The organism is Bradyrhizobium sp. WSM4874, from assembly GCF_055811835.1.
On record NZ_JBVVPR010000013.1, the window covers coordinates 69076 to 87348 of the forward strand.

The 18273-nt window shown below is 59.4% G+C and carries 13 protein-coding genes and 1 tRNA gene; 10 read left to right on the plus strand and 4 right to left on the minus strand.

Annotated features, from left to right (window positions below; genetic code table 11):
• Positions 1-8: 8 nt before the first annotated feature.
• Both AC0L3P_RS16015 and AC0L3P_RS16020 read right to left on the minus strand, forming a co-directional pair.
• Positions 9-1310, minus strand: coding sequence for an O-acetylhomoserine aminocarboxypropyltransferase/cysteine synthase family protein (locus AC0L3P_RS16015; RefSeq protein WP_275172685.1), 1302 nt, complete (start codon positions 1308-1310; stop codon positions 9-11).
• Between the two features lie 363 nt (positions 1311-1673).
• The gene (locus tag AC0L3P_RS16020) at positions 1674-3248 is read right to left on the minus strand and encodes an amidase family protein (protein WP_275172684.1); all 1575 of its coding nucleotides are present in this window, start codon (positions 3246-3248) and stop codon (positions 1674-1676) included.
• Between the two features lie 503 nt (positions 3249-3751).
• Here AC0L3P_RS16020 and AC0L3P_RS16025 point away from each other — a divergent pair.
• The 9 genes from AC0L3P_RS16025 to AC0L3P_RS16065 all read left to right on the plus strand — a co-directional run bounded on the left by AC0L3P_RS16025 (position 3752) and on the right by AC0L3P_RS16065 (position 15630).
• Positions 3752-4993, plus strand: a complete 1242-nt coding sequence (locus AC0L3P_RS16025; RefSeq protein ID WP_473302764.1) for a tyrosine-type recombinase/integrase — start codon at positions 3752-3754, stop codon at positions 4991-4993.
• Positions 4962-5558: a hypothetical protein gene (locus tag AC0L3P_RS16030; protein ID WP_473302766.1), complete on the plus strand. Its 597-nt coding sequence runs from the start codon at positions 4962-4964 to the stop codon at positions 5556-5558. The genes AC0L3P_RS16025 and AC0L3P_RS16030 overlap by 32 nt, the downstream gene beginning before the upstream one ends.
• 97 nt (positions 5559-5655) lie before the next feature.
• A complete protein-coding gene (locus AC0L3P_RS16035; RefSeq protein WP_473302771.1) occupies positions 5656-5865 on the plus strand; it encodes a helix-turn-helix transcriptional regulator in 210 nt (69 codons plus the stop codon).
• A gap of 1 nt (position 5866) precedes the next feature.
• Positions 5867-6859: a bifunctional DNA primase/polymerase gene (locus tag AC0L3P_RS16040; protein ID WP_473302773.1), complete on the plus strand. Its 993-nt coding sequence runs from the start codon at positions 5867-5869 to the stop codon at positions 6857-6859.
• A 701-nt stretch (positions 6860-7560) separates the two neighbouring features.
• Complete coding sequence (locus AC0L3P_RS16045; protein ID WP_473302775.1) at positions 7561-8400, plus strand: hypothetical protein; 840 nt, start codon at positions 7561-7563, stop codon at positions 8398-8400.
• Positions 8401-8469: 69 nt separating this feature from the next.
• Positions 8470-11496: a type I restriction endonuclease subunit R gene (locus AC0L3P_RS16050; RefSeq protein WP_473302777.1), complete on the plus strand. Its 3027-nt coding sequence runs from the start codon at positions 8470-8472 to the stop codon at positions 11494-11496.
• Positions 11493-12806 (plus strand): restriction endonuclease subunit S, encoded by a 1314-nt coding sequence (locus tag AC0L3P_RS16055; RefSeq protein WP_473302779.1) that lies wholly within the window; start codon positions 11493-11495, stop codon positions 12804-12806. The genes AC0L3P_RS16050 and AC0L3P_RS16055 overlap by 4 nt, the downstream gene beginning before the upstream one ends.
• Positions 12803-14005, plus strand: coding sequence for an AAA family ATPase (locus AC0L3P_RS16060; protein ID WP_473302782.1), 1203 nt, complete (start codon positions 12803-12805; stop codon positions 14003-14005). Before AC0L3P_RS16055 ends, AC0L3P_RS16060 begins: the two co-directional genes overlap by 4 nt.
• On the plus strand, positions 14002-15630 hold the full coding sequence (locus tag AC0L3P_RS16065) for a type I restriction-modification system subunit M (RefSeq protein WP_473302785.1): 1629 nt from the start codon (positions 14002-14004) through the stop codon (positions 15628-15630). Before AC0L3P_RS16060 ends, AC0L3P_RS16065 begins: the two co-directional genes overlap by 4 nt.
• Positions 15631-16061: 431 nt before the next feature.
• Here the strand turns inward: AC0L3P_RS16065 and AC0L3P_RS16070 are convergent.
• Positions 16062-16151 (minus strand) — tRNA-Ser (locus AC0L3P_RS16070).
• A 196-nt stretch (positions 16152-16347) separates the two neighbouring features.
• Here AC0L3P_RS16070 and AC0L3P_RS16075 point away from each other — a divergent pair.
• Positions 16348-16689 carry a hypothetical protein gene (locus AC0L3P_RS16075; RefSeq protein ID WP_473302787.1) on the plus strand — a complete coding sequence of 114 codons (342 nt, stop codon included), beginning with the start codon at positions 16348-16350 and terminating at the stop codon, positions 16687-16689.
• Positions 16690-16738: 49 nt separating this feature from the next.
• On the opposite strand, the gene AC0L3P_RS16080 is transcribed toward AC0L3P_RS16075, so the two are convergent.
• On the minus strand, positions 16739-18202 hold the full coding sequence (locus tag AC0L3P_RS16080) for a trehalose-6-phosphate synthase (protein ID WP_473302790.1): 1464 nt from the start codon (positions 18200-18202) through the stop codon (positions 16739-16741).
• Between the last annotated feature and the right edge of the window lie 71 nt (positions 18203-18273).

An 18273-nucleotide genomic window follows, 5' to 3' on the forward strand; every position in this document is an offset into this window, starting at 1 on the left:
GCGGCCGCCTACTCCGCGGCCTGGAGGCGCGCGGACGGGCAGGCCTTTTCCAGCGCCTGGTCGAGGTCCTCGATGATGTCCTGGCAATGCTCGATACCGATCGACAAGCGGATCGTTTCCGGCAAAACACCGGCGACCCGCTGCTGCTCCGCCGACATCTGCCGGTGCGTCGTCGAGGCCGGATGGCAGGCCAGCGACTTGGCATCGCCGATATTGACGAGACGCGTGATCAGCTTCAGCGCATCATAGAAGGACTTGCCGGCTTCCATGCCGCCCTTGATGCCGAAGGTGAACAGCGACGACGCGTTGCCGTCGAGATATTTCTGCACCAGCGGATAATAGGGGCTATGCGGGAAACCGGTGTAGTTGACCCAGGCGACGCGCGGATCCTTGCGCAGGAATTCGGCGACCTTGCGGGCATTCTCGCAGTGGCGCTCCATGCGCAGCGCGACGGTCTCGATGCCCTGGAGCAGCAGGAAGGCGTTGAACGGCGACAGCACCGAACCCATGGTGCGCTGATAGATGCTGCGCGCGCGTTCGATATAGGCCGTCTTGCCGAAGCGCTCGGCATAGACCAGGCCATGGTAGGAGGCGTCCGGCTTGTTGTAGCCCGGGAAGCGATCGGCGTGCTTGGCCCAGGGGAAATTTCCGGAATCGACGATGGCGCCGCCGAGCGTGGTGCCGTGGCCGCCCAAAAACTTGGTCAGCGAATGCACGGCGATGTCGGCGCCGTAATCGAACGGCTTGAGCAGGATGGGGGTTGCAACGGTATTGTCGACGATCAGCGGCACGCCATGCGCATGCGCGATCTTCGCCAGTGCTTCGATGTCGCAGACATTGCCGGCGGGATTGCCGATGGTTTCGGCGAACACGGCGCGGGTGTTCTCGTCGATCAGCTTTTCGATCGCCTCGGGCTTGTCGCTCTCGGCGAAGCGGCCGGTGATGCCCTGCCGCGGCAGGATGTGCGAGAGCAGCGTGTGCGTGGTGCCGTAGAGCTGCGGCACGGAAACGATGTTGCCGCCGTGATCGGCGACATTGACGAAGGCGAAATGCAGCGCGGCCTGCCCGGTCGCGACCGCAAGCGCGCCGACGCCGCCCTCGAGCTCGGCGATACGTTTCTCCAGCACCGCGCTGGTCGGATTGGCGATGCGGCTATAGCGATAGCCTTCGGTCTCGAGATTGAAGAGCGCCGCGCCGTGATCGGCGCTATCGAAGGCGTAGGCCGCGGTCTGGTAGATCGGCACGGCAACCGCGTGCGTGGTGGCTTCGGGCTCGTAGCCGGCGTGAATAGCGATCGTCTCGTTGCGCATCGTGCCACCTCCGCGTGGAGCGGGCCGCACTTATTGGCCTGTATGAGGCATGTGCGTTGTCCGCCGTCCCTCTGTTAGAGGCGGGTGGTAAAGCGGACAATAATTCGTCTAGAGATCGAGGAAGTAACCCTAACACTTGTTGGGGAATTGGCTAAAATTCAAGTCAAATTGTTAATGAAGGCAGCGACCACGCTGCACTCCCTTCTCCCCTTGTGGGAGAAGGTGGCGCGAAGCGCCGGATGAGGGGTCTCTATCCATACGGCCAAGCTTGCGTTAGCGGAGAGAGACCCCTCACCCGTCTCGCCGCTGCGCGGCGAGCCACCCTCTCCCACAAGGGGAGAGGGAAACAACTTCGCTGCCCTGTCAGTCCATCTGTTCCCACAGCCGATGGGCGAGCACGCCGGCGCGTTTCTCGATCGCGGTCGCCGCATCGAGCGCGAGGTCCTCGCGATAGCGCCCGGCAATGAGCTGCACGCCGATCGGCTTGCCGTCGTGCAGCGCCACCGGCACCACGGCGCCGGGCAAGCCCAGCACGTTGATCGCGGAGATGAAGCGGATTTCGCCCCAGAAAATCTCGCGCACGCGCTCGGGGCTGACAGTATCCTCGCGCGGGCCCGGAATCGGCTTCACCGTGGTCGGTGCCAGCACCACCGGATACTCCTCGAAGAACAGCTGCCAGGCGCGGATATGGCCGTTGCGCGCGGCGGTCGCCTGCATCCAGGCTTTGAGGTCGAGCACGTTGGCCTTGGCTTTCATGCCGCCCCACGCCTTGTGAAAGTCTTCGGACGTCACCTTCAACATGCCCGCTTCCTGCATCACCATCGTCTCGTTGGTGATGATGTCGCACCAGGTCTGCCAGACGCCGTCGATGTCGGGCACCTCGACCTCGCTGACCCGATAGCCGGAACGCTCCAGATGATCGGCGGCCTGGCGCAACGCCGCCGCGACGTGCGGATCGACGTCCATGTCTTCAGGAATCCTGGCGAGCGCGACCTTGATCGGCCCCTTCGGCTTCGGTCCGACCAGCGGCGCCGGCACCCACCAGGGATCGCGTGGATCGCGCTGGCTCATCACCTCCAGCCCGAGCCTGACGTCGGCGACGTGGCGGGCGAGCGGCCCCTGCGCCGACATCAGATGCGCCAGCATCGGCCGTTCGGCGGTTGCGCTTGCGTTGAACGCCGGGATACGCCCCTGCGTCGGCTTGATGGTCGCAACCCCGTTGCAATGCGCCGGCCAGCGCAGCGAGCCGCCGATGTCGTTGCCGTGCGCGATGGTGCCGATGCCGGCGGCGACCGCCGAACCCGCACCGCCCGAGGAGCCACCGCAGGTGATATCCGGATCCCAGGGATTGAGCGTCAGCCCGTGCAATGGATTGTCGGTGAACCCGCGGAAGGAGAATTCCGGCGTGTTGGTGAGGCCGATGACAATCGCGCCAGCTCTCTTCAGGTTGCGCACCACCGGCGAATCCGACGGCGCGATGAGGTCCTTGTTCGCCGGCACGCCGTTGAAATTCGGACGGCCTTCGTAATCGACATTCTCCTTGATCGTGATCGGTACGCCATGCAGAAGGCCGAGCTCGCCGCCCTTCGCGCGCCGCTTGTCGGCCGCATGCGCCGCAGCCAGCGCCTCCTCCGAGAGATCGACGACGACGGCGTTCAGCCTCGGGTTGACGGCACGCATCCGATCGAGATGCGCCTCGACGGTCTCGACCGCGGAGATGGCGCCGGAGCGGATTGCGGCTGCGGTCTCGACCGCCGACCATTGCCAGGCCGGGCCCTTGGGACGGCGCGGTGCGGACGATTTGCGCGGGGCTGCCTGCTTGACCGGCTTCGTTGCAGCCTTCGCAGCCTTGCCCTTGCGAACGGCGGTTTTCTTGCTGGAGGTCTTCGCTGCTTTCTTCGCAGCAGTTTTCTTCCTGATCGCCGTCTTCTTCGCCACGTCGCATCTCCTCACATTGCGCCGCGGAAGTTATGGAGGTCACGCGACCGTGTACAGGCGCGTTTCTGCATGGCGCGCCGTCACGACGCGTTGTCGCGGCCGAAGGCGCGCGAGAGACGCTCATGCACCTTTGGTTCTTCCCATGACCCAAATGTTGATTGAATGACTTAGCGACCTAGCGCCGAGATTTCCGCATCGCGACTAGCTTTTGACGCGGCTATTTGGACAGCGACAAACCAGAGCATCTGCCTGGAGCCGCATCGCCATGGCGGCAGCGACCACCGATGGAAGGCTGTCGCGGACGGGCGCGAGGGACGGGAGGTATAGATTGGCCGGACGGGGCTGATGGCGGAGAGAGTGTCCGCCATACCAAAGTCCAATACAATCCATTGACGTTTCTCTAGACACTGTATTTCCAGCGATCTAGGACATTCTCTATCCTTTGTCGTCCAACCGAATCCTGCCAAATCCAAGGGATCGGGTGGGGAAGAAGGTGGGGGAGAATGGCCAAACTCGTCAACAAGCTTAGCGCTCGCAGCGTCGCAACTCTGAGAAAGCCGGGACGCCATTCCGATGGCGGCGGGCTGTACTTGAGCATCAGCCCGAACGGCGCCCGTTCATGGGTGTTCATGTGGAAGACCGCCGGCCGGCGCCGCGAGATGGGTCTGGGACCAGCGCGGGACGTGCCGTTGCTCAAGGCCCGAGAGAAGGCCGCCAATGCTCGCCAGCTCGTCCTTGAGGGACGTGACCCCCTGGCTGCCCGCGATACCGAACAGTCAAAAGTCACGTTCGGTGAAGCAGCTGACGCTCTGATTGAGAGCATGTCCCCGTCCTGGCGAAACGAGAAGCACCGAGCACAATGGAAGATGACGCTGGCGACCTACTGCCAACAGATCAGATCGAAGCCGGTAGCAGAGATAATGACCGACGACGTTCTATCAGTTCTGGAGCCCCTCTGGCACTCGAAACCAGAGACGGCCTCTCGGGTGCGGGGCCGGATTGAGCGTGTCCTGAGCTTCGCCAAGGCCCGTGGGATGCGTTCTGGTGAGAACCCGGCGCAGTGGCGCGGCCACCTGGATGCCATCCTGCCAAAACGGTCGACGCTGACGAGAGGACATCACAAGGCTCTCCCTTTCCAGGAAGTGCCCGCGTTCATGCGCCGGCTGCGTGAAATGGAGGGGATAGCACCACGAGCATTGGAGTTCGCCATCCTGACGGCGGCGCGGTCGGGGGAGGTGTTCGGCCTGACGTGGTTTGAGTTGTCTCTGCATGATCAACTGTGGACCATCCCGGGCTCGCGCATGAAAGGAGGTCGCGAACACCGAGTTCCGCTGACGAACCGGGCAGTTCAAATCCTGCGGCAAATGGAACGGCTCCGAACTCCGGATAGCCAGTTCGTCTTTCTGGGCGGGAAGCGAGGTAAGCGGTTGTCTGAGACCTCATTGGAAGCCGTGCTGAAGCGGATGGACGTCGATGCGACGCCACATGGTTTCCGCAGTTCGTTCCGGGACTGGGCTGGGGATAAGACTGGCGTTGCTCGCGAGGTCGCCGAGGCCGCACTGGCTCATATCGTGGGCGACAAGGCCGAGCGTGCTTATCGACGGGGAGATGCACTCGACAAGCGGAGAGTCCTTATGGACGACTGGACGTCATTTTGCGCCTCTGAAAATCTTAAGAGCGGAAAACAAGCAAAGCCTAAGAAGAGAAACGAAAATGACTTCAAGCGACACCCAGTCGGACGATAGGACCGAGGAGCTGAACGCGTGGGCTATTATGCCGTACTGGACATCAGACGAGGCTGCAGCCCTTCTGGCCGGATTCGACCCAGGGGAAGCCAGCAGATTCAAGGAGACGGTTGATGTGATCAAGATTGAGCGACTCAAGAAGATCATCGAGCGCTCGATTGAAGTAGGGGAATTGGCTGGAGAGCCAACGCGGATTAATCCCTTCAATCTGGTTACGTGGACCATTTTCCAGCCGTTTCACTCAGAGCACCTCTGGTGGGCCGTGGCCACGAACGGACGGAAGGACAATCTGTCTCAAATGACCGAAACGGGGGCACCACAACCGCAGGCAAATGTCGAGAAGAGGCCTCTAGGGGATTATGAGCGCGGCACTTTCCTCAAAATCCTGCTTGGTATGGCTATTGAGAAGTACCGTTACAGGCCAGACGAGCGAAAGGGCGTGGCTGCCAGGATCAGAGACGATCTACTCAAAGCCGGCCTTGAGGTCGATGATGACACCATCCGATCTAAGCTACAGGAGGCCGTCCAGAGGTTTGGCCCGATCAAAGCTCCAAGGGCCCGGTAGACAGAATCTTCCCGAGTTCGGACAAAAAAATCCGAGTTCGTCCAACGTCCGTTGCCTCTGACCGAAAAGGGCACCTCGTCTGAACAACGAGGTGTCTATGAACTCTCAACCATCCAACGACCGGCTCCTGCGCTTGCCAGCAGTGCTCGCCCCAGCTGGTCCCATCCCCGTCAGCAAATCGACATGGTGGGCGGGCGTGAAGTCCGGCCGCTTTCCGAAACCAGTAAAGCTCGGGCCACGCATCACCGCATGGCGCGCTGAGGACATCCAAGCGCTGGTCGCCAGCGGCTTCGCCCAGGAGCCGTGACATGGAAGGAATCTTCGGCAGGTGGCAGCCCGAATATGCCGCCCGTGGGGTCCCGACATTTCCCGTGCAGATCGCCGGCAAGGAAAAGCGGCCGGGCGTCCGCAACTACATGAAGATCGGGAGCGTAGCGAGCGAGAAACTCGTGAAGCAATTCGCCGATGCGAGCGCGTTTGGTCTGGCCTGCGGTCGTCTCACGGGTCTGACCATCCTCGACGTTGACTGCAAAGACGAACGGGTCCTCGCTGATGCCTTGGCCCGTCACGGCGAGACTCCGTTCGTGGTCCGCACGGGCTCGGAGAACTTCCAAGCTTGGTACCGGCACAACGGCGAGAAGCGCCAGGTCCGCCCGTGGGGTAAGGAGCTTCCGATCGACCAACTTGGCGACGGCTACGTGGTCGCGCCACCGTCGAAGGGCACGCGCGTGTCTTACGAGATCGTTCAGGGCACCTTGGACGATCTGCCCACCTTGCCCTTCATGCGGAACGCCTGGAGGGCTGGCCAGGGCCAGCCTCGAACCGCTCACGAGGGCGAGCGAAACAAAGCGCTGTGGTGGCATTGCATGGAGCAGGCTCACAGCTGCGACGTTTTCGACGACCTTCTCGACGTCGCTCAGACGTTCAATGAGGACTCGTGCATCCCGCCACTAGACGACGGCGAGGTCGTTCGCACGGCGCGATCGGCTTGGAGGTACACCGAGCAGGGCAAAAACCGCGTCGGCAGGCACGGCTCATGGCTGACCGCCGAGTCCGTGGAGAGCTTGGTGAAAGACCCATATGCTTTGGCGCTGCTCGCTTGGCTGCAGGCCCGCAACGGGCCAGATGCCACGTTCTGGGTGGCAGATGGCTTGAACCATTCTGAGTTCGGTTGGCCTCGCCGAAAATTTCAGGCTGCTCGCCGCAAACTAGTCCGAGCTCATTGGCTCGCCCCGCTGACCAAACCCAAGCCGGGTAAACCGGTCGAACACCAATGGGGTGAGGCCAGGAAGCAGCGATGACTACTGCACCGAGCCCCTACGGAAAACATTCACGGGCCGAGCGGCCCCTCACCGAGCACATATGAATACGTTTACGCAAGGAGTTGATATGTCTGATTGCAAGAGCCGGGCTGATGACTTTGACGGGATCACGATCCCGGAACAGCGACCGGTTGCTGTTTATCGCACAGGCGACGGCCAAGTCGTCATCCGGCAAAAGGGATCTTGTCAGGGTTGCGTTTCGGAAGTGTCACTATCCCACCACTGGATCCCCGTGCTAATGGACCGCCTTGAAATGTTGTATGCGGCAAGCTTTTCAGAAGGCTGATAGTGCCGCTTCAGCACATGGACGGCCTGAGTCGATTCTCAGGCCGGCCAAGAGATCCCGTTCAGTATGGTTGGCGCAAAACCAGGAAGAAAAGGTGAGAAGAAGAGGCCTACCGTCCTTGGTAGGCTATCCTCTATGGTACACTTCTCTATGGAGGTCTGAGGACCAGCCCTCCTTGGGGATCTAGTACAGCTCCAACCCAGAATACTCAGGGATCAACACAGTCCGCACCCCGCGGGTCGTGCAGGCTCTCAGCCTCGGCCGACTACGCGAATGGAATTTTGAGGATTTTCAGTGATGCGGGCGCGTTGGCCAATGGCTCGGCTAAAGGAGTATGGTGCCTGGGCGACAATTAAGAATAGAAACAGAAATCGCAGGAATTGGAGCTGCCTTCGTGTCGAACTCGGAAGATTGGTTTTGGCGTTTCCGCATGGGCCTTCCCCCTCGGCCTGAGGATAGAGAAAACATCCGACGTTTCGCACCAGAGCTGTTCGATCACGATCATCGCTTCTTGGAAACGCGCCAGCAGGAATTTTGGGACCCCCAGGAGTTTAGAAGCGAAATAAGACGTTGGCTTGAGACAGATGATCCACGCCCCCTTGTGACCGTACGTGAAGGGACCTGCCCACAGTCTGACTGCCCTCTTCGACTGAACCGTTCTCATCGGGACTTGGTTTCATCGAACCTCGATGCCGCCGGAATCAGTGGAGAACTCGTCCTTGAGTTAATGACTGTCGCGGGCGGCTGGAAAGCCAAAGCCAATGCGTTTTTGGATGCCGCCCGCAAGGTACATGGGAGCAAAGGCCCCGCCAAAGACTTGCTTGTCACGGATCCGTTCATTTATGCGGACAAGGGTGAAGAGGACACGGTCGGAGGGATCAATAATTTTCTAACTTATCTGGACGTGCTTCAGATTCCTGCGCCAGGTACGCTGACGATCTATCAGCCGCCCTTTGCGAAGGGCAAGAAGACAGAATCTGGTAAGATTTGGCGCCGGAGTGTGAAGCAGCACGGCGAGCGACGAGGTTACAACATCAAGTTCACGTATTTCAGAACGACGACCGGCACGCGCTTTCACGATAGATTTTACTTGGCGCGGCACCGTAATGGCGAGATTTCCGGGCTGTTCGGCCCCTCGATGAATGGCCTGAACGACAGGAGCTTCGTACTGATCGGAGAACTCGAAGCTGCAAGCCTACAACGGGTTTGCAGCTTCATCGACGGGTGGACTTAACAACGCGGATTGTGTCGGGACTTGAACTGCGACGATGCAAGACCTTCCGAGAATATGAGATGAATGGCAATGAATGCACCAGAACGCCAACTAGAAGAGGCGCTTGTCACGAAGCTCCGCGACCTCAAGTATGAGGCTTCTAAGATCCGCGATCGAGCCGCGCTCGAAGCAAACTTCAGAGTGAAGTTCGAAGCCCTGAATCGCGTCACACTCACGGATGGCGAGTTCCAGAGACTGCTGGACGAAATCGTCACTCCGGACGTCTACGAAGCTGCCCGGTCCCTGCGCAATCGGGAAGCATTTGTCCGTGACGATGGCACGCCGCTCAACTACACGCTCGTCAACATCAAGGATTGGTGCAAGAACGACTTCGAGGTCGTTAATCAGCTTCGTATAAATACGGACAATAGCCATCACCGCTACGACGTCATGCTCCTGATCAACGGCGTCCCCATCGTTCAGATCGAGCTAAAGACGCTTGGAATCAGCCCCCGGCGCGCGATGGAGCAGATCGTCGACTATAAGAATGACCCCGGTAACGGATACACGAAGACCCTTCTCTGCTTTATCCAGCTCTTCATCGTCAGCAACCGCACCGACACATGGTACTTCGCTAACAATAACGCACGGCACTTCGCCTTCGACGCAGACGAGCGGTTCCTGCCGATCTATCAGTTCGCGACCGAGGACAACAAGAAGGTCACCCACCTCGACGACTTTGCCGATCTTTTCTTGGCCAAGTGCACGCTTGGTCAGATGATCAGCAAGTACATGGTCCTCATCGCGAGCGAGCAGAAGCTACTGATGATGCGCCCGTACCAGATCTACGCGGTCAAGGCCATCGTAGACTGCATAGATCAGAACTGCGGCAACGGATATATCTGGCACACGACCGGCTCGGGAAAGACGCTCACCTCCTTCAAAGCCTCGACGCTACTCAAAAGCAACGAGAGCATCCACAAGTGTCTCTTCGTCGTCGACCGTAAGGACCTTGACCGCCAGACCCGCGAGGAGTTCAACAGATTCCAAGAGAACTGCGTCGAGGAAAATACCAACACGGCGGCGCTCGTCCGTCGTCTCCAGTCCGACGACTACGCTGACAAAGTCATCGTCACGACTATCCAGAAGCTCGGGCTCGCCCTCGACGAGAACAGCAAGCATAACAAGCAGAACATCGTTCAGGGACGGTCAACGTTCAAGCAGCGACTCGAACAGCTCAAAGACAAGCGGATGGTGTTCATCTTCGACGAGTGCCACAGGTCGCAATTCGGCGAGACCCATCAGGCCATCAAGGAGTTCTTCCCAAATTCCCAGCTCTTTGGCTTCACTGGGACTCCGATCTTCGAGGACAACGCGACCGTCAGGCAGATCGAGGGAGACGTCGCTACCCTTCGAACCACGAAAGACCTTTTCCAAAAAGAGCTGCACGCCTACACCATCACTCACGCGATCGAGGATCGGAACGTCCTGCGCTTCCACGTCGATTACTACAAGCCCAAGGACGCCTTCGCCCTTAAGCCCGGCCAGACTCTTACTAAGCAGGCGATAGCCCAGGCCATCCTCGACAAGCACGAGGCCGCGACTGGAGGGCGACGCTTCAATGCACTGCTGGCCACCGCCTCCATCAACGACGCCATTGAGTACTACGAACTCTTCCAGAAGCTCCAGACCGAACTCCAGGCCGCCGACCCAGAGTTCGCCCCGCTGAAGATCGCAGCCGTCTTCTCGCCGCCTGCGCAGGGCAACAAGGATGTCCAGCAGATCCAGGAGGACCTCCCCCAGGAGCAGCAGGACAACCAGCACGACCCAGAAGGCAAGAAGACCGCCCTTAAGGCCATCATCGCCGACTACAACCAGCGGTACAGCACCAATCACGACATCAATAACTTCGACCTCTACTACCAGGACGTCCAGCAACGCATCAAGGACCAGCAATTCCCCAACCGCGACTTGCCCCGCAAGGGCAAGGAAAAGATCGACATCACCATTGTCGTCGACATGCTCCTCACCGGCTTCGATGCTAAGTTCCTTAATACGCTCTACGTTGACAAGAACCTCAAGCACCACGGCCTGATCCAGGCCTTCTCTCGCACCAACCGCGTTCTCAACGCGACCAAGCCCTACGGTCACATCCTCGACTTCCGCAACCAGCAGGACAGCGTCGACGCTGCCATCGCTCTCTTCTCCGGTGCGCACGCTGACCGGGCTCGCGAGATCTGGCTGGTCGACAAGCCTCCGGTCGTCATCGGAAACTTCAAGCAAGCCGTTGCGGACCTCGGCGAGTTTATGCAGTCGCAGGGCCTCGCAGCCACGCCCGATCGGGTGAACAACCTCATGGGCGACGACGCCCGTGCCCAGTTCATAAAGCGCTTCAAGGAAGTCCAGCGCCTTCAGACTCAGCTCGACCAGTACACCGACCTCACCGACGAGCAGCGGGAGCAGATCGAGCAAGCCCTCCCCAGGGACGACCTTCGCGCTTTCCGCGGCGTCTACCTCGAAACCGCACAGCGTCTCAAAGAGCAGCAGCGCGCCCCCGCCCAGGACAGCGAGAAGGGCAGTCCCGAGATCGACCAGCTCGACTTCGAATTTGTCCTCTTCGCCTCCGCTGTCATCGACTACGACTACATCATGAAGCTGATCGCAAAGTACTCTGGTCAGGACCCGAAGAAGCTCACGATCAGTCGCGAGCAGCTCATCGGGCTGATCCAGTCCGACGCCAAATTCCTCGACGAGCGGGAGGAGATCACCGAATACGTCCGATCACTTAAGCAGGGTGAAGGCCTCGACGAGACCGCCATCCGCACCGGCTACGCGCAGTTCAAGGCCGGAAAGCAGGCTAACGAGATCGCGCACCTTGCCCGGGCCCATAGGCTGACGACCGACTCCCTCGCAGCCTTCGTTGACGCGATCCTTCAGCGCATGATCTTCGATGGCGAGCAGCTCACCGACTTGATGGAGCCGCTTGGCCTCGGCTGGCGTGAACGCCGCGAACGGGAACTCGCCCTCATGGCCGACCTCGTCCCGCTCTTGAACAAGCGGGCTCACGGCCGAGACATCTCGGGCCTTAATGCCTACGAGCATGCAGGCGCACGATGACAGCCAGTAAGCCATCGCATTATTTGCCGAAGCTGCGGTTTCCCGAGTTTCGAAACGATCCGGTCTGGTTGGCCCCACCTCTCGCTGAGCTCTATGAGTTCAAACGCACCAACAGTCTGTCGAGAGACGGGCTCAACTACGAAGCCGGGACGATCAAGAACATCCACTACGGTGACATCCACACTAAATTCAAGCCGATGTTTCGCGTAGAGAACGAGCTCGTCCCATACATCAATCCGGATACCGGCCCGAACGATTTCTCTGAGAACGCATTCTGTGAGGAAGGCGACATCGTACTTGCTGACGCATCTGAAGATCTCGGTGACGTCGGAAAAGCGATCGAAATAGTTTCGCTAGGCGGAGAACGCGTCGTTGCTGGAACGCACACCATCCTCGCGAGTCGGCGGGGCCACGTTCCGGTCATTGGCTTTGGAGGCCAAGTATTCCAGTCCGCGGCCGTTCGCGCCGGGATTAAGAACGAAGCTCAGGGCGCGAAGGTCTACGGTATATCGGCGAACCGCATTTCGGCTGTTCCGATCCCACTTCCACCGACGAAGGCCGAGCAGCAGAAGATTGCCGAATGCCTTGGTGCGCTGGACGACCTGATCGCGGCGGAGGACCGGAAGCTTGAAGATCTGCGGCAGCACAGGCAAGGGTTGATGCAGCAACTCTTCCCGCAACCGGGCGAGACTGCGCCCCGACTTCGATTCCCGGAGTTCGTGAACAAAGCGTGGGAGTCGAAGCCCGTGGGCACGCTAGTTTGCAATACGGAACGTCCAATCGTGATGGATGACGAGACGGAATACGCGCTCGTGACGGTGAAACGTCGCTATGGCGGCGTGGTTGCTCGCAAGATCCTGAAGGGCAAGGCAATCAGTGTTAAGTCGCAATTCCTTATAGAAGCAAATGACTTTCTGATCTCAAAGCGGCAGATCGTACACAACGCGTGCGGCCTCGTTCCCGCCGAACTTGCCGGGTCAATCGTCTCGAATGAGTACTCTGTATTGACTGCGAATGATGGATGCGACATCAAGTTCTTCAACTACTTCACGCAGCAACCATGTGTGAGCGATTCGTTTCTTCAGTCGAGCGTCGGCATCGTCATTGAAAAGATGCTCTTCAAGCTCGACTGGTGGCTCAAGCTCGTTTTCCCCTTTCCGTCGTTCGCCGAGCAGCAGCACATCGCCGCCTGCCTATCCTGGCTCGACGCCCGGCTGGCCTTGCAGGTACAGAAGCTCGAACGCCTGAAGCAGCATAAGCAGGGCCTGCTGCAGCAACTCTTCCCGACCCTAAACGAGGAGACGCGATGAGCGAGACAGCCTACGCCGATCTCCCCAAACTCGCCCGGCATCTTCGGTCGCTGCTTGACGACAAGGCCCAGAAGTCGCCGGACAAGAGTCCGTTCGTGCTCTTGTATGCCTTCAACGGGACCGGCAAAACACGACTTTCCACGGCCTTCAAGGATCTCGGAAAAGTTACCGACGAAAGCGGCGCGGTTCAAAGCCGCGACACGCTGTACTTCAACGCCTTCACTGAGGATCTGTTCTCGTGGGACAACGACCTAGAGAACGACGAGCATCGCACTCTGAAGCTCAACGCTGCTTCCACTTTCTTCGTTGGGCTAAATGAGCTGGAGATCGAAAACCGCATACGTCCGCTGCTGAACCGCTATGCTGACTTCGACTTCAAGATTAGCTTCGACTTTGATGACCGGAACGGTAACATCGCTGGCGCGGAAGTGACTTTCTCTCGCGAAGTTCTGAGCGGCGAGGGTGAAAACGCACGAGCGCACGAGGTCGATGGCATCAAAATATCGCGCGGCGAGGAGAACATTTTCATCTGGTGCTTTTTCCTCGCAATCCTTCAGCTCGCACTTGACGGAGCGGAAGCATACAAGTGGGTGGACAACGTATACATCGACGACCCTATTTCTTCACTCGATGAACACAACGCGATCGTCGTGGGCAACCACCTTGTACAGCTCTATCGCGAGGCGCAACGTCCGATAAAGACGGTGATGTCAACGCATCACGCGCTGTTCTTCAATGTGCTGCATTATGAACTGCAAAGTCACGTAGGGAGGCCGTTGCAGTACATCCTGAAGCGAGACCGCCGAACTGAGGGCTACCTACTTGCTAAGCAGGGCGGCGATACACCGCAGTTCTACCATGTAGCCGCATTGGCAGACCTTTGGCTGGTGGCGCAGAGCGGCCAGGCCAAGACTTACCATTTCAACATCTTGCGAACGATCTTGGAGAAGACCGCGCTGTTCCTGGGCCATCGCCATTTCTCTGAGTGCATCAAGAAGGCGGCAGACGATGCGGACGGTATCTTGCACCAACGCTTCGTCGATCTTCTCAGTCACGGTAAATACTCGATGTACGAGCCGACGGAGATGGGCGACGACACCAAAGAATATTTCCTCACAATCCTGACCGGCTTCGTGGAGCACCACCCGTTCAATCGTGAGCTCTTGCCTGAACCTGCCGCAGATACGGAAACAGCATGACAGAGAACGACCAGAAGCAACTCGGCAAAACGCTATGGGGCATTGCCGATCAGCTCCGTGGGGCGATGAACGCGGATGACTTTCGCGACTACATGCTCGCCTTCCTGTTTCTCCGGTACCTCTCGGACAATTACCAACAAGCCGCGAAAAAGGAGCTCGGACGCGACTACCCCGACCCAAACACCATTGGAAACGGGGGGCGGTCATCTCTGTCTGTCTGGTATGAGCAGTACCCGGACGACGTGCCAGCATTTGAGAAGCAGATGCGCCTTAAGGCGCACTACGTCATCCGTCCAGAGCACCTCTGGGCCAGCATCGCTCACATGGCCCGCACCCAGGACGGCGAGCTGCTGAACACGCTGCAAGCCGGCTTCAAGTACATCGAGAACGATTCATTTCAGAGCACATTCTCGGGCCTTTTCTCGGAGATCAATCTCGGATCCGACAAGCTAGGGAAGGTCTACGCAGACCGGAACGCAAAGCTCTGCACAATTATCACCAAGTTAGCCGAGGGCCTCGCAGAGTTCTCGACCGAAAGCGACGCCCTAGGTGACGCTTATGAGTATCTGATTGGCCAGTTCGCCGCGGGCTCGGGCAAGAAGGCCGGTGAGTTCTACACTCCGCAGCGGATATCGGACATTCTCTCCGCAATCGTCACGCTCGACAGCCAGGAGCCGAAGACGGGCAAGCGGAAGCACTTGGCCAGCGTAATGGACTTCGCTTGCGGCTCGGGCTCCCTGCTGCTCAACGTGCGAAAGCGCATGGGGCCGCATGGCATCGGCAAGATCTTCGGGCAGGAGAAAAACATTACCACGTACAACCTCGCGCGTATGAACATGCTGCTGCACGGGGTGAAGGATTCGGAGTTCGATATTTACCACGGCGACACGCTGACCAACGACTGGGACATGCTCCGTGAGACGAACCCGGCGAAGAAGCCTCACTTCGACGCCGTGGTCGCCAACCCGCCGTTCAGCTATCGCTGGGATCCGAACGAAGCTTTGAACGAGGACGGGCGCTTCAAGAACTACGGGTTAGCCCCGAAGTCGGCGGCGGACTTCGCGTTCCTGCTGCACGGGTTTCACTACCTCAAGGATGATGGAGTCATGGCGATCATCCTGCCGCACGGAGTGCTATTCCGAAGCGGTGCTGAGGCGAAGATTCGCCGCAAGCTGCTTAGCGACGGGCACATCGACACCGTCATCGGCCTGCCGGCCAACCTGTTCTACTCGACTGGCATTCCGGTCTGCATCCTCGTCCTGAAGAAGTGCAAGAAGCCCGATGACGTCCTGTTCATCAACGCATCCGAGCACTTCGAAAAGGGCAAACGACTAAACTATCTGTCTGATGAGCACATCGAAAGGATCGTCGAGACCTATCAGCAGCGTCCGCACAGCGTCGAGCGGTACGCCAGACGCGTCGAGATGGAGGAGATTGAGGCCAACGACTTCAACCTGAACATCTCGCGTTATGTCACCACGGCGGAGCATGATGTCGCCATTGATCTGTCGGCCACGCATAGAGAGTTGGTCGACATCGAGAAGCAGATTCGGGCGTCAACGGCGAAGCATAACGCTTTTCTGAAGGAACTTGGATTATCGCCGTTGCCGGCGCCCGAGGAGTAAGCAACGCGATCACCGCCCTTAGTGGGCCGTTCAGCCGGCGAATGAAAAATGGATTTACCGCGGATTTTTTTGGTATTTGTTTTTCGCAAGAAACAGCTGCAGCACTAGGACTTCTCTCGAATCTGGTCCAAAAAACATAAATCGTCTTTTATGCAGTGCGTAACTTCCCTGCCCGTAGCAGCTACAGAGTGGCAGGGGATTTTCCCGTCAGGACAGCGGGCGGCGCCGTAATGATGGCGGCGCATGAGGCGGTAACTCCCCTTTTGCCGCTCGCAGATCGGGGCAGTGGGGCCCCAAATGCCTGGGGGTACCTGAGCAAAAAAAAACCAGCCGTTGCTTCTGCAGAAAGGCTTGCGGTGGGGGATCAGGTGGGGAAGCAAAAAATCAGAAAAGCTTTTATTCAATGAAATCAATTACATAATTGGATTGACTGGCGGAGAGAGTGGGATTCGAACCCACGGTACGGTTTCCCGCACACACGCTTTCCAAGCGTGCGCCTTAAGCCACTCGGCCATCTCTCCGGAGCGCACTCTCTTGAAGGGGCGCCGATGATTTTGCAAGGGATCGCGGGGAAATCGGGTGATTTTTCCGTAAGATGTTGTATTTTATAGACAATATCAGGCGCGGCGCCACCGCTCGGAACCGCCCGCCAACTGAACCGGTGGCGGGTTCGGCGCGACGATTCACTCAAGACCGTCAAACAAGTCCGGGGGCACCATGACCATCCGCAACACCATCGCCGCGCTGAGCCTGATTTCGCCCCTTGCCGCCGTCTTCGCCGTGCCGGCCGCCGCACAGGTCTGCACCCGGCAAGGGCTCGACGTCAGCTGCGACGACGGACGGCGCGGGATGCTTTCGGGAGACTCCATCCTCTGGCCGGACGGCACGCGTTCGAGCTCGACGCCGCATCAAAGCGTCATCATCGGCAACAAGAGCTCGGTGCATGTCGGGCCAGGCGTGTTCGTCGGCCAAGGCAAGGGCATGGTGCCGCTCGACGATCCGAACGCGCCGAACAAGCGGCAGTGCGCGATTTTGGAAGGCGTCTCGTATTGCTATTGAGGCTCTCGTGTTCGCCCCTGCCCTCCCCGAAAAAACGGGGAGAAGTAGACTAAATCAACCGCACGCCCGATATCGCCGACTTGAGCCAGCGCAGCGCTTGCGGCGGCTGATTGGCGAGCGGCGCGACCGCGGCCTTCTCGGTCCGGCACTTCTCCAGCTCAGCGACGAAATCCGCAGACCATTGCTGGATGGTGTGGCCGCGCAGCTTCTTCATCATCGCATCCCAGCGCATCTTGCGCTCGGTGAGCGGCATAGCGGCCGCGACCGCGATCGCACGCGCCATGCCGTCGATATCGTGCGGATTGACCAGCAGCGCGGCGTCGAGTTCGTTGGCCGCGCCGGCGAATTTCGACAGCACGAGCACGCCGGGATCGGCCGGGTTTTGCGCGGCGACGTATTCCTTGGCGACAAGGTTCATGCCGTCATGCAGCGGGGTCACCACGCCGATCTGCGCGGTGCGGTAGAGACCCGCGAGCACGGCCTGGCTGAAGCCCTTGTTGAGATAGCGGATCGGTGTCCAGTCGGCCTCGCCGTGGCGGCCGTTGACGTCGGACACGAGCCGCGCGACTTCGTTCTGGAGGTTGCCATAGGCTTCGATGGCACCGCGCGAGGGATTTGCGATCTGCAACAGCGAAATGCTGCGCGCAAACTGCGGATGATCGGTCCAGAGCCGGTCGAACGCGCTGATGCGGTTGACGAGGCCCTTGGAATAGTCGAGCCGGTCGACGCCGATCGCGAGCCGCTCACCGTTGAGGCTGCGGCGCAGCCGCGACACGTCCGGATGCGACGCCGATTTCGCCGCGTATTGCGCGAACTTCTCGGCGTCGATGCCGATCGGAAACACCTCGCAGCGCGTTCGGCCATGCTGCGAGATCGCAACGCCGTCTTCGACGGCGAGGCCAAGTTCGCTCGCGACATAGCCGAGAAAATTCTGGCAATCGTCATGGGTCTGGAAGCCGATCAGATCGTAGGCCAGCATCGCCGTGATCAGCTCGCGATGATTGGGCACGCCCTGCATCACCGCGGCGACCGGCCATGGCGTATGAAGGAAGAAGCCGATCGGATCGTCGACGCCGAGCTCGCGCAGCTCCGCGCCGAGCGCGAGGAAATGATAATCCTGCACCCAGAACGCGGTTTGTGCTTTCCGGAAACGCATCAAGGCGCGCGCCATGAAGGCGTTGACCTCGCGATAGCTGACATAGTCGTCGCGCGAGACGCGGATCAGATCGCTGCGTGAGTGCAGCGCCGGCCACAGCGCCGAATTGGCGAAGCCTTCGTAATAGCCGCCATAGTGCGCCGCCGGCAGATCCAGCGTCGCGATCGCGCCCGAACCCAGTGCTTCGATCTCGGCGAACGGCTCCTTTTGATGACCGTCACGCACACGGCCCGAGGAACCTACCCAGATCGCGCCCGAATGTTCTACGACAGGTAACAAGGCCGCCGCGAGACCGCCCGTCATGGGCTCGTTGGGTTTGCCGCGCGCGACGCGATTCGAAACGACGACTAAGTTCACAGGTCGTCCCCTCCTGTTTCATTCCACCCCATTTAACTGCCGTTCATCAATATGGTTCCTGATCATCCTTT